The organism is Hafnia alvei (assembly GCF_900095695.1).
GTDB lineage: Bacteria > Pseudomonadota > Gammaproteobacteria > Enterobacterales > Enterobacteriaceae > Hafnia > Hafnia alvei_B.
In genome coordinates, this window is the sequence record NZ_FMIQ01000081.1 from 21437 (window position 1) to 39811 (window position 18375).

General features: G+C 49.8%; 14 protein-coding genes. 5 read left to right on the forward strand and 9 right to left on the reverse strand.

Annotated elements, in window-relative coordinates:
* Positions 1-200 precede the first annotated feature (200 nt).
* The 3 genes from aegA to BN1044_RS21355 form a co-directional block, all read right to left on the reverse strand.
* A complete protein-coding gene (gene aegA / locus BN1044_RS21345) occupies positions 201-2252 on the reverse strand; it encodes a formate-dependent uric acid utilization protein AegA (protein ID WP_072310368.1) in 2052 nt (683 codons plus the stop codon).
* Positions 2253-2686: 434 nt separating this feature from the next.
* Positions 2687-6220, reverse strand: coding sequence for a pyruvate:ferredoxin (flavodoxin) oxidoreductase (gene nifJ / locus BN1044_RS21350; RefSeq protein WP_072310369.1), 3534 nt, complete (start codon positions 6218-6220; stop codon positions 2687-2689).
* A 318-nt stretch (positions 6221-6538) separates the two neighbouring features.
* On the reverse strand, positions 6539-7195 hold the full coding sequence (locus tag BN1044_RS21355) for an MgtC/SapB family protein (RefSeq protein WP_072310370.1): 657 nt from the start codon (positions 7193-7195) through the stop codon (positions 6539-6541).
* A 291-nt stretch (positions 7196-7486) separates the two neighbouring features.
* Between BN1044_RS21355 and BN1044_RS21360 the strand changes: the two genes are divergently transcribed.
* Positions 7487-7750: a putative hemolysin gene (locus BN1044_RS21360; protein WP_072310371.1), complete on the forward strand. Its 264-nt coding sequence runs from the start codon at positions 7487-7489 to the stop codon at positions 7748-7750.
* An 88-nt stretch (positions 7751-7838) separates the two neighbouring features.
* On the opposite strand, the gene BN1044_RS21365 is transcribed toward BN1044_RS21360, so the two are convergent.
* From BN1044_RS21365 to BN1044_RS21385, 5 genes are all read right to left on the reverse strand, one after another.
* Positions 7839-8267 (reverse strand): META domain-containing protein, encoded by a 429-nt coding sequence (locus tag BN1044_RS21365; protein ID WP_072310372.1) that lies wholly within the window; start codon positions 8265-8267, stop codon positions 7839-7841.
* A 118-nt stretch (positions 8268-8385) separates the two neighbouring features.
* The gene (locus BN1044_RS21370) at positions 8386-9234 is read right to left on the reverse strand and encodes a 4Fe-4S binding protein (protein ID WP_072310373.1); all 849 of its coding nucleotides are present in this window, start codon (positions 9232-9234) and stop codon (positions 8386-8388) included.
* Positions 9234-10076: a dimethyl sulfoxide reductase anchor subunit family protein gene (locus BN1044_RS21375; protein WP_211095759.1), complete on the reverse strand. Its 843-nt coding sequence runs from the start codon at positions 10074-10076 to the stop codon at positions 9234-9236. The genes BN1044_RS21370 and BN1044_RS21375 overlap by 1 nt, the downstream gene beginning before the upstream one ends.
* The gene (locus tag BN1044_RS21380; protein ID WP_072310374.1) at positions 10073-10693 is read right to left on the reverse strand and encodes a DMSO/selenate family reductase complex B subunit; all 621 of its coding nucleotides are present in this window, start codon (positions 10691-10693) and stop codon (positions 10073-10075) included. Before BN1044_RS21380 ends, BN1044_RS21375 begins: the two co-directional genes overlap by 4 nt.
* Positions 10690-13065 carry a DMSO/selenate family reductase complex A subunit gene (locus BN1044_RS21385; RefSeq protein WP_072310453.1) on the reverse strand — a complete coding sequence of 792 codons (2376 nt, stop codon included), beginning with the start codon at positions 13063-13065 and terminating at the stop codon, positions 10690-10692. Before BN1044_RS21385 ends, BN1044_RS21380 begins: the two co-directional genes overlap by 4 nt.
* A 302-nt stretch (positions 13066-13367) precedes the next feature.
* On the opposite strand from BN1044_RS21385, the gene BN1044_RS21390 reads away from it, so the two are divergent.
* Both BN1044_RS21390 and BN1044_RS21395 read left to right on the forward strand, forming a co-directional pair.
* Positions 13368-13907: a GNAT family N-acetyltransferase gene (locus BN1044_RS21390; RefSeq protein WP_072310375.1), complete on the forward strand. Its 540-nt coding sequence runs from the start codon at positions 13368-13370 to the stop codon at positions 13905-13907.
* Positions 13908-14014: 107 nt separating this feature from the next.
* Positions 14015-14236, forward strand: coding sequence for a glycogen synthesis protein (locus tag BN1044_RS21395; RefSeq protein ID WP_072310376.1), 222 nt, complete (start codon positions 14015-14017; stop codon positions 14234-14236).
* A 111-nt stretch (positions 14237-14347) separates the two neighbouring features.
* On the opposite strand, the gene BN1044_RS21400 is transcribed toward BN1044_RS21395, so the two are convergent.
* Complete coding sequence (locus BN1044_RS21400) at positions 14348-15340, reverse strand: 2-hydroxyacid dehydrogenase (RefSeq protein WP_072310377.1); 993 nt, start codon at positions 15338-15340, stop codon at positions 14348-14350.
* A gap of 225 nt (positions 15341-15565) precedes the next feature.
* On the opposite strand from BN1044_RS21400, the gene BN1044_RS21405 reads away from it, so the two are divergent.
* Positions 15566-18190 (forward strand): YdbH family protein, encoded by a 2625-nt coding sequence (locus BN1044_RS21405; RefSeq protein WP_072310378.1) that lies wholly within the window; start codon positions 15566-15568, stop codon positions 18188-18190.
* Positions 18177-18371: a YnbE family lipoprotein gene (locus BN1044_RS21410; protein ID WP_025801325.1), complete on the forward strand. Its 195-nt coding sequence runs from the start codon at positions 18177-18179 to the stop codon at positions 18369-18371. Before BN1044_RS21405 ends, BN1044_RS21410 begins: the two co-directional genes overlap by 14 nt.
* Positions 18372-18375 lie beyond the last annotated feature (4 nt).

The following is an 18375-nucleotide window of genomic DNA, read 5'->3' on the forward strand; positions in this document are numbered from 1 at the left end:
TCATTAGTTACCTTGATTGATTTAATGAATGTTTTAGTGCTAATTAATTAAGAGATAATTTTTAGTTAATTCAATGTGAATTTATTCTTGATTGCAAATAACTTACTTCTTATTTTTGTATTCTTGGTCACAATTTATTTTTATTTTGACAATAAAAAAGCAGACCGAAGTCTGCTTTTATTTAGTATTGAAATGTAAAATTAAGCCGCATTTTCTGGCGTGATAATAGGGCGCTGAACAGGAACGTTTAGATACGTCATTATACCGTCAGCGGCATGCCGACCTTCGGCAATGGCTGTTACAACTAGGTCAGCGCCGCGCACCGCGTCACCGCCGGCAAATATTTTTTTATTGCTGGTTTGATAAGGAATAGCGGTCTCGACGCTGGCGATAATTCGGCCCCATTGGTCCAGTTTTACGTTTTCTGCTTCGAGCCAAGGCATTTTATGTGGATTAAAACCAAAGGCGATCACCACGGCATCGGCAGGCATGACGAACTCGGAACCAGGGACCGGCTTAGGTCGACGACGTCCTGCGGCATCAGGCTCACCCATAACGGTTCTTAGCATGCGAATACCGGTGACGCTTCCATCATCATCGATTTCAATGCTCAGCGGTTGGACGTTAAATTCAAATTCAACGCCTTCTTCACGGGCATTTTTAACCTCTTTTTTCGAACCAGGCATATTGGCTTCATCACGGCGATAGGCGCAGGTTACCGTTTCTGCCCCGTGGCGAATGGAGGTGCGCACGCAGTCCATTGCCGTATCTCCGCCGCCCAGCACCACAACGCGCTTGTTTGCCATATTGATGTAGGGCTCTTCTGGGAGTTCAGGTAATCCCATAACCTGTTTAGTATTTGCAATCAAGAAAGGTAGGGCATCGTATACGCCTGCTGCGTCTTCATTTTCCAAACCGGCTTTCATTGATTGGTAGGTGCCAGCACCGACAAACACCGCATCGTAGCTCTCGAGTAATTCATTGAGTGTAATGTCGCGGCCAATCTCGGTATTTAAATGGAACTCAATTCCCATGGCCGTAAAAATCTCACGGCGGTGCGCCAAAATAGATTTATCCAATTTGAACGAAGGTATGCCGAAGGTCAGCAGCCCGCCGATTTCAGGATGGCGGTCATAAACGACGGCTTTAATCCCGTTGCGTGCCAGAATATCCGCGCAGCCTAAACCCGCAGGGCCTGCACCGATAATCGCAACACGCTTATCCACCGGTTTTACGTATGAAAGGTCGGGCGTCCATCCCATTTCAAACGCTTTGTCTGAGATGAAACGTTCGATGTTGCCCACGGTGACTGCTCCGAACTCTTTACCCAGCGTGCAAGAGCCTTCGCACAGCCGATCCTGTGGACAAACTCGTCCAGTGACTTCTGGCAGACAGTTTGTTTGATGCGAAAGCTCAACGGCTTCCAAAATACGGCCTTCTTTAACCAGTTTTACCCAGTGCGGTATCCGGTTGTGCAATGGGCATGTCCATTCACATACACTATGACTTCCGCATGACAGACAACGACTGGCTTGCCCGCTGGCTTCTTCTTCACTGAAGGTGGGGTAGATCTCAACGAACGTTGCCTTGCGTATCGCAATCGGCTTCTTCACCGGATCATGACGTGCAGGAGTGTTCAGCATCTGCGGTACTTTGCTGGGTTTTGCTGAGCGAATTGGCATCACGATAGGCGCTGCTGATTGGAGTGCTTTACTGGCGCTGCCGTCAAAGAGTAATCCTGAGTCATCGTTCATCATGGCGCGTAGCTGGCGCTGGCGACGCAGATTATTCAGCGTTTCATCATCGATCAGCTTTAATGCATTGCTTGGACAACTGGCGACACAGGAGGGGGCATCGGCGACGCCTGCGCACAGATCACATTTGTGGGCGTTAGCGATAACGCCGTCGGGTAATGTTTCTGTGGGCGCGGGCTGGGTAATCACTTCCATGGCGCCAAAGGGACAGGCCACGACGCAGGTTTTACAGCCAATGCACTTCTCTTGAATAACTTGAATACTGTTGTCGCGCTTTTCGATCGCGTGGTTAGGACACACGTTGGCACAAGGCGCATCTTCACAGTGACGGCATAATACCGCCGTGTGTTTGTGCTCAAGTTTGAGCACGTGAATTCTTGGTTGGAATTGTGCAGGGGTTAGCACATGTTCGCCGTGATTATGTGCCATGACACAGGCAACCTCACAGGCCCGGCAACCGATGCAGTTTTTAGCATCAGCAATAACAAATCGATTCATAACGACCTCACCCACGTCCGGTTAAAATTATTAGTTTTGTTCCGGTGATGCACATAGCATGCAAAGATTAGGGAAAATGACTTATTGAAGGCTAAGGAATTAGCCAATTGTGCAACGTATCACATTTACCCTATGCGTATCGCTCAAAAGAACAGCAATAACCTAGCGAAGATGCGCTGAGTCAATTTTCAATCGCAATAGATTTGGGATTTGTTTATTTGCGCTATCAAAATGACACACCAATGTCATGTGGCGTGCAGCTATTGATAATCAAAACAGATAATTAATTATTTCAGACTGAAACCTTTCAGCCGTGAAATAATAAATAGGAATATTAGGAAACTCGGCTGTGGTTTATTAATTCATCTTCATGATGGTAATAAAAAAGCGATGCCAAAATGACATCGCTTTGGTATTTATTAGCCAACGAATGCTTATTCGTCGCTATCCGAAATAGGTTTACCGGCCATTTGGCTTAAGAACTCAAAGCGTTTTTTCAGGTCGGCAGCGGCATCGCGGTACAACTGCTGAGCGACTTCGGGCTCTTGCGTATTCAAACGGCGGAAACGCTGTTCCTTGAGCAAGGTGTCGGCTAGATCGATGGACGGCGGGCGAGAGTCCAACGCTAACGGCAGCTTGCCTTCATCACTGCGGCGCGGATCAAAGCGATACAGCGGCCAGAAGCCGGTGGCGGTGAGCTGCTTCATTTGCTCATGGCTGTAGGCGAGATCGTAGCCGTGTTCTTCGCAAGGGCTGTATGCAATGATCAGGGATGGCCCCGGATAAGCCTCAGCCTCCTGAATGGCTTTCACCGTTTGGTTAAGCTGCGCACCCAAAGAAATTTGTGCTACGTAGACATGACCATACATCATCATACTGACGCCCAAATCTTTGCGTGCTTTACGTTTGCCGTGTTCACCAAACTTCGTCACCGCGCCCAACGGCGTAGCCTTGGACTGCTGGCCGCCGGTGTTGGAATAGCATTGCGTATCCAGCACTAAAACGTTGATGTTTTCAGTCAGGCTTAACACATGATCGAGCCCACCAAAGCCAATATCGTAGGCCCAGCCATCACCACCGATAAGCCAAACCGATTTATCAACCAGATAATCGGCGTCGGTGATTAACTGACGAGCGTCAACGGAGTCGATTTTTTGCAATTCGGCGCGCAGTTTTTCAACCTGAATACGGCGTTCTTCGATCGGCAGATCGGGCTGATGTAGCTCATTGAGCAACTCTGATGGCAACTGCTCAGCTAAGCTGTCTAACAGTCGGTTAACGCGCTGGCGATGCTGATCGATAGTTAAACGGAAGCCAAGACCAAATTCAGCATTGTCTTCAAACAGCGAGTTTGCCCATGCAGGGCCGCGGCCATCCGCGTTAGTGGTGTATGGCGTGGTAGGCAGATTACCGCCATAAATCGATGAACAGCCCGTTGCGTTAGCAATCAGCAGGCGATCGCCATACAGCTGAGTTAGCAGCTTAATGTAAGGCGTTTCACCACAGCCGGAACACGCACCGGAGTACTCGAACAGCGGTGAAATCAGCTGTGAAGTACGGATATCAATACGTTCGATTTTGCTGCGTTCGATTTCTGGCAGTTCTAAGAAGAAGTCAAAGTTCGCTTTCTCTTCGGCCAAATGCTCTAAGCGCGGCTTCATGTTGATCGCTTTAATCTCAGGATTCTGGCGATCTTTCGCAGGGCACACTTCGACGCACAGATTACAGCCGGTACAGTCTTCAGGCGCGACCTGCAACACGTATTTTTGCCCACGCATGTCGCGTGCTTTGACGTCCAGCGAATTCAGCGAGTCAGGCGCATTTTCCATCTCATCAGGAGCGACGACTTTGGCACGAATCGCTGAATGCGGACAGGCTGCAACGCAGTGGTTACATTGGGTACACAGCGGCGCTTCCCAAATCGGGATCTCTTCGGCGATGTTGCGTTTTTCCCAGCGAGTGGTGCCCGTTGGCCAAGTGCCATCAGGCGGGAAGGCTGATACTGGCAAAGCATCGCCCAAGCCAGCCAGCATAGCGGCGGTAACGGTTTTCACAAAATCAGGTGCTTCATCGGAGACTACCGGTGGGCGCATTGCGCTGGTGTCATCGATTGGCTGTAGCGGAATTGCCGTTAATGCGGTGCGCGAAACCGCCAGTGCCTGCCAGTTACGCTCAACGATTTCATTCCCTTTGCTGCTGTAGCTGCGTGTGATGGCGTCTTGCAGCAGTTTAAGCGCGTCGTCGCTCGGTAACACGTTGGTGAGATGGAAAAATGCCATCTGCATAACGGTATTGATGCGGGCTCCGAGTTTACATTCACGGGCAATTTTCGCCGCATTGATGATGTATACCTTGGCCTGACGCTGATGCAGCAATGCTTGCACGTCTTTAGGCAGGTTATGCCAAATTTCATCGGCGCTGTAGGGGGTATTGATAAGGAAAACACCGCCCGTTTTCAGACGTTCAACCATCTGATATTTTTCAATGAACTGCCACTGATGGCAGCCAATGAAATCAGCTTGGCTAATCAGGTAGGCTGAGTTGATCGGGTTATCGCTCACGCGCAGATGAGAAACCGTCAAACCACCGGCTTTTTTGGAGTCGTAAACAAAATAGCCCTGCGCGTAAAGTGGGGTACTGTTACCAATGATCTTGATGTTGTTCTTGGTGGCGGAGACCGTGCCGTCGCTGCCTAAACCATAGAAGAGCGCTTCCAAACGCGTGCGTTGTGGCAGAAGTTCGTCGCTCAGCGGCAGTGATAGTCCGGTCACATCATCAAATATGCCAACGGTAAAGCGCGGACGTGGGTTATCGAGTTTCAGCTCGTTAAATACGGCTAACGCGCAGTCTGGGCCAAACTCCTTGGAGGAGAGCCCGTAGCGCCCGCCGATAACGCGAGGCAATGTCTCACGCTCGCCGCGGCTAAATGATTCAGCCAAGGCCGTCATCACATCAAGATAGAGTGGCTCAGCCAATGCGCCTGGTTCTTTGGTTCGATCCAATACCGCAATGCGTGTAGCGGTGTTTGGCAGCACTTTCAGCAAATGTTCGGCAGAGAACGGGCGGAACAAGCGCACTTTCAGCACACCGACTTTTTCATCTCGGCCTAGAAGGGTATCAACCACTTCTTCACAGGTGCCAATGGCGGAGCCCATCAGGATCACGACGCGCTCAGCTTCGGGGTGACCGTAATATTCAAATGGCTGATAGTGACGACCGGTCACCTCACCGAATGCCTGCATGGCATTGGCGACGTGCTGATAGGTTTCTTGGTAATAAGGATTGGTTGCTTCGCGTGATTGGAAATAGGTATCTGGGTTAGCTGAAGTTCCGCGGATCACCGGATGATCCGGTGTTAAAGCCCGTGCGCGGTGCGCATCGATGGCGTCTTGCGGCATCAATGACTTAATGGTGTCGTCCGAAAGCGGAACGATTTTATTAATCTCGTGAGAGGTACGGAAACCATCAAAGAAATGAATAAAAGGCACACGGCTGTTGAGCGTTGCTATATGGGAAATCAGCGCGAAGTCTTGGGCTTCCTGTACGCTATTGGCGCACAGCATGGCACAGCCGGTTTGGCGAACCGCCATGACGTCTGAATGGTCACCAAAGATAGATAATGCGTGTGTTGCAACGGTTCGCGCTGCCACGTGCAGGACGAAGGGAATAAGCTGTCCCGCCACTTTGTACAGGTTGGGGATCATCAGCAGCAATCCCTGCGATGAGGTAAACGATGTCGCCAAAGCGCCCGTTTGCAATGCCCCATGAACGGTGGCTATTGCGCCGCCTTCAGACTGCATTTCAACGACGCGTGGGATGTCGCCCCAGATATTGCGGCGTCCATCGCCTGACCAAGAATCTGCTTGTTCCGCCATGGTTGAGCTTGGCGTAATAGGGTATATAGCAATAACTTCACTGGCTCGAAAAGCCACTGAAGCCACTGCGTTATTACCATCAGTGGTGATCATTAAATGTACCTTTTGTTGCTCACAACGTAATACCGTCGGTCATTCAAATGGCAAGCGCAGGCTGCTCTTGAAATCTCTAAGATATATTGCACCGGACGCAGCAATGACAATCGAGCCACGTCTCATCATGGCATGATGATAGCAAAACATAATTAGCGAGCTTGTCAGTTTCATGGCATAGAGATGGATGCGAGAAGACAAAAAATAGGGGAAAGGAGGGCAGGATTAATATTAATTTACATTCTGTCACGTTCTCCAATAAGGTGATTAAAAACGCTTATTGGAGAACGAAATAACGTGAAGTGGCGAGATAGGCGGCTAGCGAATATCAATAAAATGCACACCATCGACCTGCTGTAGTTTTTGATAAATCTCGCTGATATCCTGCTTTGGCCGCAAAGTAACATCGAGCGACATTTCGCACAGTTCGGTATCAGCATCGTGCTGGTTAACGGTTAAATAGCCTGGTTTGAGTCGCATTTGCTGTAACGCTAATAAAATGCCGGACACGCTGGCAGGTACCAGTTGAATAATGATGGAGTGATGATGACCGATCAGGCGATTACTCAACTGACGGAAAACTTCGAGCACAATCAACGTCATTAATGTGCCGTAGATGCCAATCTCATACATGCCGCTCCCGATGACTAAGCCGATGGCGGCGGTAACCCACAGCCCTGCGGCAGTGGTTAGTCCTCGCACGACCTGTTTTTGGATCATGATGGTGCCTGCGCCAAGGAAGCCCATTCCGCTGACCACCTGAGCCGCAATACGACTTGGGTCTAATCCAACATGTGATTCCATCAGAATGTCATTAAAACCGTACTTAGAGACAATCATAAACATGGCGCTGCCAATACCGACCAATACGTGCGTACGCAATCCGGCCTCTTTGGCTCGCAGCTGGCGTTCAATGCCAATCAGGCCGCCAAGAAATCCTGCTAATACGACGCGTAGCAATAAATCAGTAATCATTTGTTCCTCTCGCTGTAATTTTATTGTTTTGCAGAACGATTAAGCGTAAAAACGAATAATTATTTCACCGTACGCCCAGCTTGATGCAGCCAGCAATTTTATCTTAACCAGCCTACGAGAAAAACAGCCTTAAAGGCCATATTTTCGTGCTATTAGCTTTCTGTAGAGATTCAGTTGATAAATTAAGCTGACATACGGTGAACCTGTGTAAAAATGAGCCCCAAGCAATAGCCAACATTGATCGACATATTAAAATCTTGGAATAAAACTAGGCGAGAGGAGTGAGTAGAAATGATAGCAAAGTTAAGTTTAGCCCTTGCGATAGGTCTTTTGCTGTCGGGATGTAGCAGTGAGCCTGAGCAGCAGGCAACCAGTGCCAACGTTCATCAGCGTATCGGGATGTCAAATGCGGCGGCTGAAAATTGCGCGTTGGCGGGGGGGACTCTGGCTCTTTCTAGTCAACTCGATGGGAGTTCGGTCGGCATGTGCCAATTACCGGATGGCAAACGCTGCGGCGAATCCGCATTGATGCGTGGTGCCTGTCCCGCCAACTAATCTTGATTTACGCTTTCGCTATCAATCGTTGAGATCGACAAATGCTGATGCCGGCTATGATTTCAGCCGGCAGGGCCTATTCGCGAAGTTACATCCAATCTCGCTGCTGGTACACCAGCGTATGCTTGGCATTTTTCAAGACCAGTTGCTCCTTCACTAAAGAAATATCCGCACCTTTACTCAATACATCGCTAATAATGGGATCTAACTCTGCACGAGCGGGATCGATACACGCCATACGGGTTGAGGCTAAATTCGCCACCTTCAATGTATTATTGTTCAGCTCACCTTGGCCCATAAAGCGGTTACACATCGCCCCAGAAACATGCATTTTTTCGCCAAACTCAATTCCGGGTTCCATACGCGTTTTTGCACCGGTGATGACTTTTCCATCTACGCTTTGTAAGACAAAATGGCGATGTAAAAGATCGCTTTGCTGCAACGGCTGTGGTGCCTGAGTCGTACATGCGGCAAGTAAAACTGAACTTAATGCCAGAGATAGTGTTTTAAATTTCATTGTAAAGGCCTACTTATTCTTGCGAAAACGCACATCAAGTTCGTTTTCTAAACTATTGAACCGTTAAAAACTTCTAATTCGCACTGATTAGGTCTCGTGCCCCGCAATCGAAATTATTTTAGGCTTCCCGCATACCGTACGTATGACGCTTGCAGATATGACATCTGTCGACATCCTCTCGCCAGCTGGCAAATGTCTGTTGGCATGAGGAGCACGTTGCTTTGAAAACGGCATAATTTGTTAGGAGGGCAGTGGCAGAGAGTTTAACTTCTATTGCCTTTGGAAAACAGACGTTTTCACAGGCTTTACAGCCGTTGCAGCGGTGCGGATCGAGCGTCAGTTCTTGTTCTGATAGCGTAATTGCCTGCTGTGGGCAAATTTTAGCGCATGCGCCGCAAAGGTAGCAGCTGTTGGTGTCCATGATGATAGCCAGCGTTGCCGTGGGTGAAGCGGCAGCGGGTGAGACAGCCTTAGTGCCAGCCGTTACCCGATTAATTTGCAGCCAGCGGCGGCGTCCGGCATTGATGTTGTTTTGCGGTGGCGGGGCCAGAGTCCACATCGTTTCACCAACAAGATCCAGATGCCGGTTGAGTTCAGCAATGGATACCAGCCAGCCATGGTGTTCATCGGGATGAATTTCTACCGAGCGGATGTGATGCTGGCTGTGCCAGAGTCGTAGTTCTTCAGTTGTGGGGGGAATAAGACTTAAAGGGGCGACCAGAGCGCTGTCCCGATAAGCGCGCTGTGGAGGAGCCAGATTCTCAATCGCGGAGGCAGGACAAACGAAAAGACATCTCGCACAACCGATACAGCTATCTGCATCAATGTCTGCCGACCCGTTATTGAGACGGATTGCCCCAAGCGGACAGGCATCCTGACAGGCTTGACACACGCTATGGCGAAGTCGGTTTCTTAAACAAGCCCGTCCCACGGAAGGACGGGCTTTTTTGAGGGAAAGAAAATCCATCAGCTCAGCGTGAAAAACACGACGCGCAGTAGGACTTCGGCAACAATTACCGCACAGCCTCCCAGCACCACCATAGAGCGGCGTTTGCAGGCGTAAATTGACATGCCCATCAGCGCAATACCCACTAACAGCAGCACCCACGAAGCGAAATACAAGGTGCGTAGTTGGTCAAAGATAACCAGTGGCTGGTGAGGGAAGGTCACCATCTGGCTGATCTTAGCCTGAGATAGATAGCTGAAATAACTCATCTGCTCCAGCAGTCGCACCAAGATGCTGACGGTCATAACCGCCAGTGCAGACGCTGTGACACGCTGACGAAACTTATCGTTCAGCTTGGCAGACAGCCAGATACCCACCGCCGAGCCAATACTCAACACGGCCCCGAAGAACATGAACCAAGTGTTTAAATGGGTCCACGTTGCGATGGTGGTATGGGTATAGATCGCCCCCATGCAGTAAACGTCGATTAAGCCCAACACGGACCCGACCAGCAGCAGTGGCAGGCACACTTTCCGCAGAAATAGCGCCAGCACCGCAGCGATACCTACGGCTGCCAGATAGAGGCTGGCAAAAATAATTTCCCGGCTTAGCCATGAGCTGCTGAAGTGACGCAGCGCGTTAAAAGCGTTAAGCGGATAGCCAAGGTGAAGGGTGGAAGCAATCAATCCACATCCACCAGCCACAACGGCGATAATCAGCGGTGCCAGCAGGAAACGACGGCGTTGGGCTTGGTCTAATGAGTGACCAGCAAACAGCAGGATTAACGACAGCAGTACGGTCGTACCAACGGAACCCTGTACCAGTAACGTAAAGAAAATCAGTGGCCATTCTTGCACAATCATTTACCTCCCTGTTCTGCACCCTGATGCGGTTTGATCACCAAATTCGGATGTGTAATGGACGAGTCTGGCAGCCCCTGAACGTCGCAAATATTGCCATACTGCGCGCGAAGTTCGTCAATTGGCCCAAATTTGATTGCCCCTAGTGGGCAGGTTGCCACACACATTGGCTGTTCGCCTTTTGTCTGCAGATCGACACAGAAATCACATTTCGACATTTGACCCGTCTGTGTATTCATCTGCGGTGCGCCATAAGGGCAGGACCAGGCGCAGTAGCCACAGCCGACGCATTTGTTGGTATCGACCAGCACGATGCCGTCACCGGGACGCTTGTGCATCGCTTTAGTTGGGCAGTTTTTGGTGCAAATCGGATCGCTGCAATGGTTGCAGGAGATGGAGAGGGTATAGGCGTAAACGTTATTCAGCATCCCGCCGTTACCGGTTGGCGTGAATCCGCCGCCTTTTACTTCATAAACGCGACGAAACCGGCGACCCACTTCCAGATTATTTTTATCTTTGCATGCCACCTGACACGCTTTGCAGCCGGAGCAGCGGGAAGAATCAATAAAGAAACCGAGTTGTTTGGTGCTCACCGGAGCCAGCTCTATAAATTTGCTCATGCTTTTGCTACCTCAACCAGCATAGTCTGATGTGAATTTCCTTTTGCCAGCGCTGTGATACGTGATGAACTCAGCACGTTGGCGCAGCCTCCATGGTCTATACCGTTGGCATCCGGCTGCCACCAAGCCCCGGCCTGCATGGCGACCACACCCGGCATAATGCGGGGGGTGACTTCAGCCGGTACCAGACTGATGCCTCGATCGTTGTGAATCTTCACTGTGTCGCCTTGGACGATGCCACGTTTTTCAGCATCCAGCGGGTTAATCCACAGTCTCTGGGTCTGCACTTCCTGCAGCCATGGGTTGGCATATTGCGTGGAGTTAGCACGGTTTTTACCTTTCCAGGTGATCAATTGCAGAGGATATTTCTCCGCCAGCGCATCTTCAGGACCTTCGTGTGCGGGAACGTAGTGGGAAAGCGCAGGGATTTCCGGGTGGTGCATGTCGTAAAGACGTTTAGAGAAAATCTCAATTTTGCCCGACGGCGTTGCGAAAGGATGATTATCCGGATCACGAATATTGTCTTCAAAAGCAACGTATGGCTTACTCTTAAATAGATGACGACGCTGTGTCTGCAGGGCCGCAAAGGTCGGCAGATTTTCATCTGGCATTGACAGCCGAGTCGCCTCCCAGATTTGTTCAATCCACTGCTTTTCATCGCGGCCAAGGCTGAATTTTTCCTCAACGCCTAGCTTAGCAGCGACTTCACGTAGCCAGTTATAGTCGGTCCGGGCCTCGAACAGAGGCTCGATCAGCTTTTCTGAAAGCACCAGATAGTTGCCGGTTCCCCAGGTTTCGCCGATGTTCCAGCGTTCCATAAAGCTGGTTTCCGGCAGCAGCAGGTCGGCGTATTTTGCACTTGGCGTGAGATACAGATCGGTCGCCACGATGAATTCAATTTTCGACTCATCCTGCAAAACGCCAATGGTTTTGTTGATGTCCGGGTTTTGATTTGCCAGATAGTTACCGGCATGTGAGAACAAAATACGAATATTGCTGTTGAGCTTATCGGCCCCGGTCAGACCATCCTGCTGAGTGACTTTGCTAGCGTCGTCGGCGGCCTGAACCCAGTTCATGACGGAGATTTTCTCTTTCACTGGATTGTCCGGCATCTCCGGGCCTGTCGTGAATTTCCGGTTACCGATGCCGCCGTAGCCTGCTGCCCATCCGCCTTTCACACCGACGTTGCCGGTCAGCGTCGCCAGCAGCGTTGAGCCTCGAGCAGTGCGTTCGCCGCAGTTGTGCCTTTGTGGGCCCCAGCCTTGGATAAGAACAGCAGGTTTAGTGGACGCATAATCTCGTGCCAACTGGCGAATAGTTTGCGCTGGGACGTGAGTGATGCGTTCGGCCCATTCAGGGGTCTTCTTAACGCCGTCTTTTGCGCCGGTCAAATACGCAACCAACGATTCGTTCTCAGGAATGCCTTCAGGCATTGAGCTTTCATCAAAACCAAGGGTATAGCGATTAATAAAGGCTTGGTCGTGCAGATTTTCAGTGACGATGACGTACATCATCGCGTCCATCATCGCGTTATCCGTGGACGGGCGTAGCGGGATCCACTCATCGGCAAGGGAGGAAGCGGTATCCGAGTAACGAGGATCGACCACGACGAATCGCGTCCCGTTTTGCTTCATCTGCTGAAAATAGTGGTTGCTGTGGCCAAATATAGTTTCTGTGGTGTTATGACCCCAGAGAATAACCAGCTTGGTGTCGGTGAGCGTATCTAGGCTGCTGCCGCTGGCGGCGACGCCATAAGTATAAGGCGTGGCGGCTGCGGTGTTGCCCATACTGACGGAATGATAATACTGGAGGTGTCCACCGGTCAGGTTTAACAGGCGGCGCACCATAGCATCGCCGCTAAAGGTGCCACCGCTGACCGCGGTGCCAACATGCACGTAGCGTGAGGATGGGCCGTACTTCTCCGTGATGCGTTTAAGATTGTCTGCAATCAGCGTTGTTGCTTCATCCCAACTGATACGCTCGAATTTGCCTTCACCGCGTTTACCTACGCGCTTCATCGGGTATTTCAGGCGGTCAGGATGATAGACGAATTTACGATAACCGCGTCCGCGAACACAGGCTCGCATGATCGGCATTTCTTCATCCAGTTCGTTATCGGGACGTGTGGTGATACGTGTTACTACACCGTCTGCAACATGCGCGCGAATATCGCATTTACCGCCGCAGTCAAAAGTACTGCATGTAGGAACCACACGCTCTTCAGGTGCTGAAGGAACTAGGGTGGGGCTGGTCTTAAGTTGCGAAGCGGTGGCGCTACGATTAAAAAACAGTGGCGTTGCAGCCAAGGCTGAGGTCGCTTTAACAAAATGTCGACGTGATATCCCTGACGGTGTTTTATCTGTTCCTGACATGACATTGACCCAAAAAAAAAGAAAATCATTCTGGCAGAATTTTTTTTTGGTTCGTTGTTTTATATCAATGCCCCAAGGAGGAAAAATCATACTAATTTAAAAGTAAGTATCACTTAACTCATCGTTTCCCCGCGTGATACATCACTGACTAAAAGAAGTTTTTTCTTTGACTTCACAAAAGCGCTTTAGTGATAGGTTTTTTGTTTGCCTGCCACGTTTCTTTCGGTTTATAAATCATCAGAAGTAAAAAAAGAAAATATCCCATAAATAAGATATTGAAAGATAAACATACAGAGGATGTTATGGTGCTGGATACGCCGGTCTTAATGACCGATCGACTAGTTTTACGGACCCATCGGCTAGAGGATTTTCCCGACCTTTGCGCCATGTGGTCAGATCCTGAAATTGTGAAATTTGTTGGTGGTTCGCCACAAACTCCCGAGCAAGTTTGGCAGCGTCTGTTACGCTATACAGGTAACTGGGCACTTTTCAATTATGGCTACTGGGCCGTTTTTGATAAGAGCACACAGCAATACATCGGCAATATTGGCCTCGCTGAAAATCATCGTGAAATTGAACCTAGCCTACGCTATCCCGAAATGGGATGGACGTTTATTCCTTCTTTTCATGGCAAAGGTTACGCGTTAGAAGCCGCAAAATGCGTTCTTGCTTGGGCGGATGAAGTGCTAAAAACGCCGGTGTGTTGCATCATCGATGAAGAAAATGTTCGTTCGGTTCGCTTAGCTGAAAAATGTGGTTTCACGTTACGTAAAGAGACGGGTTATCACGGCAACATGATTTATATCATGGAGCGCAATAATGTGATCTCCCGCACGGTCTAGATTAACAAACAAGCACGCAGTGTTCAGTCTCTAGCGCCTGAGTGGGGGATACTAAGTCAACGCAGCATATTAGCCTTTTTTCATAATCAGAAAGAGGAGTGTGCCAGATGGTAAAGACTACCGCACAGCGTGTTTCAACGAGTGATGGAAACAATTTTGGCGAAAATAATATGGATTTTTTAGCCAGCAGCATTGCATTAATGGAGTCTCAAGGACGTGAGATGGATGCCAGCAAAGTGTGTGGCAACATGTCGACCAAGCAGCGAGAGCTGTTTAATCAGCGTTTAGCTCATTATCGTCAGGCACTGCTGGTGGAGCATATCGCCTAAATTCGACGAGGGTTTTATCGCACTGTTAGTGTGAAGCTTTCAATAGACAACCTTAAACAGAAAACCCCAGTTTGCACTGGGGTTTTGTTTTGGTAGCGCGGCAATCAAAACCTATGCGGTGATCCGATTTTCACAGTGCTCACCGTTGGTCAGCGTGCGAATGTTATTCAGCGTGGTTTCAGAAATACTGGTCAGCGCTTCTTCGGTCAAGAAGGCCTGATGGCCGGTAAACAATACGTTGTGACAGGCCGACAGGCGACGGAATACGTCATCTTGAATCACGTCATTAGATTTATCTTCAAAGAACAGATCGCGTTCGTTTTCATAAACGTCCATTCCCAGCGAGCCAATTTTCTGCTGTTTCAACGCCTCAATCGCAGCATCAGAGTCGATCAGGCCGCCACGACTGGTGTTGATGATCATCACACCGTTCTTCATCTGGCTAAACGCAGACGCATCCAAAAGATGATGGTTTTCTGGCGTTAACGGGCAGTGCAGGGTGATAACGTCAGATTTCTCATACAGCGTTTTCAAATCCACATACTCTGCGCCTAATTCTAACGCCTGTGGGTTTGGGTATGGGTCATAGGCCAGCAGTTTCATGCCGAAGCCTTTCAGGATACCCATTGTGGCAACGCCAATCTTACCGGTGCCAATCACGCCCGCGGTGCGGTTATGCATATTAAAGCCAATCAATCCCTCCAGCGAGAAGTTGGCGTCGCGGGTACGTTGATAGGCGCGATGAATGCGGCGGTTAAGGCTCATCATCAACCCGACGGCGTGTTCTGCGACCGCTTCCGGTGAATAGGCCGGTACGCGTACCACCTCTAAGCCAAGCTCTTTGGCTGCGTCAAGATCAACGTTATTAAAGCCAGCGCAGCGTAGTGCGATAATTTTAACGCCTAGCGCAGCCAGTTCGGTCAGCACTTCGCGGCTCGCATCGTCGTTGACAAAAATACACACGGCTTCACAGCCCTGTGCCACTTTTGCCGTTTTAGGGCTTAACAGAAAGTCAAAAAACTCCAGCTCGAAACCGAATTCTTTATTTACTAGTTCAAGATATTTGCGGTCATACTGTTTAGTACTGTAAATCGCGAGCTTCATAGGGGTTTCTCCACCAGAAAAGTGTGATCATGATAGCAAAAATGAACAAAACAGACAAAGCGAACGACATTTAGTATGACAAATAAGCTGATGGCCTAAACGTGCACTTTCGCTGAACTAAAATTCAACACAACGACTAGATTTATCTAGGATTTTGCCCGATTCGTTCAGATGTATCCATTATTATGATATGTTGCGGCAGATTATTAAAAAGCAAGGCGAATTATGGTCAAGTGGCTCAAAAGGTTATTTGCAGCGCTGATCGCCATATTATTGGCATTAACGTTTCTCTGGTTAACGGTGGCGCATTGGCTGCCGTGGGTAATTAAACAGTGGCTTCCTGCCGGAACGCGCGTTGAGTTTAGCGCTCGTCCGTATTGGTCGAACGGTGCATTGCATCTGCCGGGGCTAAGCTATCTGGCGGAGGATTGCCGTTTGGGCGATCTGTCTGCGGCACGCTTACGCTATCAGCAAGGTCGCTGGCAAATGCTGGCAGACACGCTTGACGTAAATACCCAGTGTTTGGAAAAGCTCCCTTCATCTGATACTCCCTCTGCACCGCTTGAGCTGGATAAAATTCAGCGCTCTTTACCGCTGTTTGACGTGGCGATAAACCATCTCATCGTGAGCCCATGGCAGGACTATGCCGGAGCCATCAGCGTGGTCAATAACGCCGATGGGCAGACGGTACGCTACCGTAGCGACCGCCTTAGCCTTGATGCACGTCTCGATGACACACAAAAACTCACGGTTAAAAAGCTATCACTGAAAGTCCCGCAAACCGATCAGCCGATTGAGCTTGATGGAGAGCTACAAATACCGCTGGATGTAGCTTCACTACCGCGCAGCGGCAACATGCAGGCCCAGCTCAAAACGCCGTTTGTTGAACAACCTCTGCTGTTGATTTCTGAATGGAAGAACAAACAAGGCAATTTGAAGATTGTTGCTAAGGGTGATAAAACGCCGTTGGCCGATTTGCCGTGGACGGTGAGCCGCCATGAAATCCACGTTAATCAAGGTCAGTGGCGTTGGCCTTATGTGCAGCAACCGTTGCAGGGCGGTATCGATCTCACCCTGACCAACTGGGATAAAAATTACCAGCAAACACAAATTGAAGCGCGGATGAACGTGCTCACGCAGGGCAACCACGGGAAGGGTAACGTGGTTGTCAATCTCGGACCGGGTAAGCTCAGCGTGATCGATAGCAGCATGGCATTCCGCGTGACCGGTCTTGTTAACAGTCAAAACCTGTCTTTAACGGCCTCGATCCCCGGTCTACTAACCGGCAGCGTGCTAAATCCGGTGCTGACGCTAGATAGTGGATCGCTACTGCGGGCATGGGGGCGTTTAGACGATCAAACTACGCTGCAAGAAGCGCGTTGGCCGCTGGCGGGAATTAAGCTAAACGCCGAAGGTGTTACCGGTCGTTTACAGGCCATCATGAAAGTAAAAGACAGCTACTGGGGTAATTTCAAATTGCACCTAGATGGTCAGGCGCAGCAATTCTTGCCTGATAAAGGACAGTGGCAGTGGCAATATTGGGGTAACGGTGATTTACCCCCGCTGGCGGCGAAATGGGATGTGGGTGGCCGTGGTGAATGGCTAGGGAATACTATCCGCCTTAATCAGCTTTCGACCGGATTTGATAAAATCCACTATGGCATGATGACGGTGGTTAAACCGCGTTTAACCATCGGCCAGCCGATTGTTTGGGTGAGGGATGAAAAACAGCCGAAATTTACCGGTGCTTTTATTCTTGATACCAATAAGGTGGAGTTGGAAAACGGCGGTTATCTCCCGCATGCCATTTTAAACCTTGCTGCTGCGGGAACTGCACCGGATCAGTTCTTATTAAAAGGCGATCTTCACGCCGAACGTATTGGCCCCATCAAGCTAAACGGCCGCTGGGACGGAGAACGACTGCGCGGCGAAGCCTGGTGGGCAAAACAACCTACGGCAGTATTCCAACCGCTGCTATCGCCTGATCTGAATATCACGCTGCGTGACGGTGATTTTTATGCTCAGGCCGCATTCTCGGCAGCGCGAGAACAGGGCTTCGAAGCGGGCGGGCACATGGTGGTGAAAAACGCCGGTATGTGGCTGAAAGATGGGGAGATGAGTGGCTTAGATTTCATCATGGCCTATCGTCTGAAAAATGATGTGTGGCAGTTAGGTGCTAAGCAGCCGATTAGCCTGCGGATTAAACACCTGTCTAACCTGTTTGAGATGAGTAATATTTCGGCTGACCTACAGGGCTACTATCCCTATAGCGATCGCGCCCCGTTGGTGCTGTCAAACGTCGGTGTCGATATGCTGAAAGGCCATATTGGCTTTGATGCACTGCGTCTCCCGCAACCGGCATCAACGGTCTTGAGACTGAAAGATATCGATCTCAGCGTGCTGTTTACCGCGCTAAAACCAAAGCAGTTTGCGATGTCGGGCCGGGTAGACGGTGAACTGCCGTTATATCTGAAAGATTCTCAATGGCTCATTCGTAACGGCTGGATTGACAACGCGTCTATGCTGACACTGCGTCTCGACCCTGATATGGCTGATGCAATGGCTGCCAACAACATGGCTGCGGGGGCGGCGATTGAGTGGCTGCGTTATATGGAGATAAGCCGTTCGCGAGCCGAAGTGAATTTAAGTAATTTAGGGGTGCTCACCATGGCGGCGACGATCCGTGGTGTGAATCCTCAGCAAAGCGCACACCGTGAGGTCGTGCTTAACTATCATCATGAAGAAAATATTTTCGAGCTTTGGCGGAGTTTACGTTTTGGCGATAATTTACAGGAGTGGTTGGAGCAAAGCCTCTCAACCCCTGCGAGGAGTGAGCATGAGCAACCTTAAGGTTTGGCTACTGGCAACGGCAGTCTGTGTACCATTGACGGGATGCATTCCCCGCATTGAGGTAGCCGCGCCAAAAGAGCCGATTACCATCAATATGAACGTCAAAATTGAACACGAAATTCATATCAAAGTGGATAAAGACGTCGAGAATTTATTAAAAACCCAATCGGGGCTGTTCTAAGGAG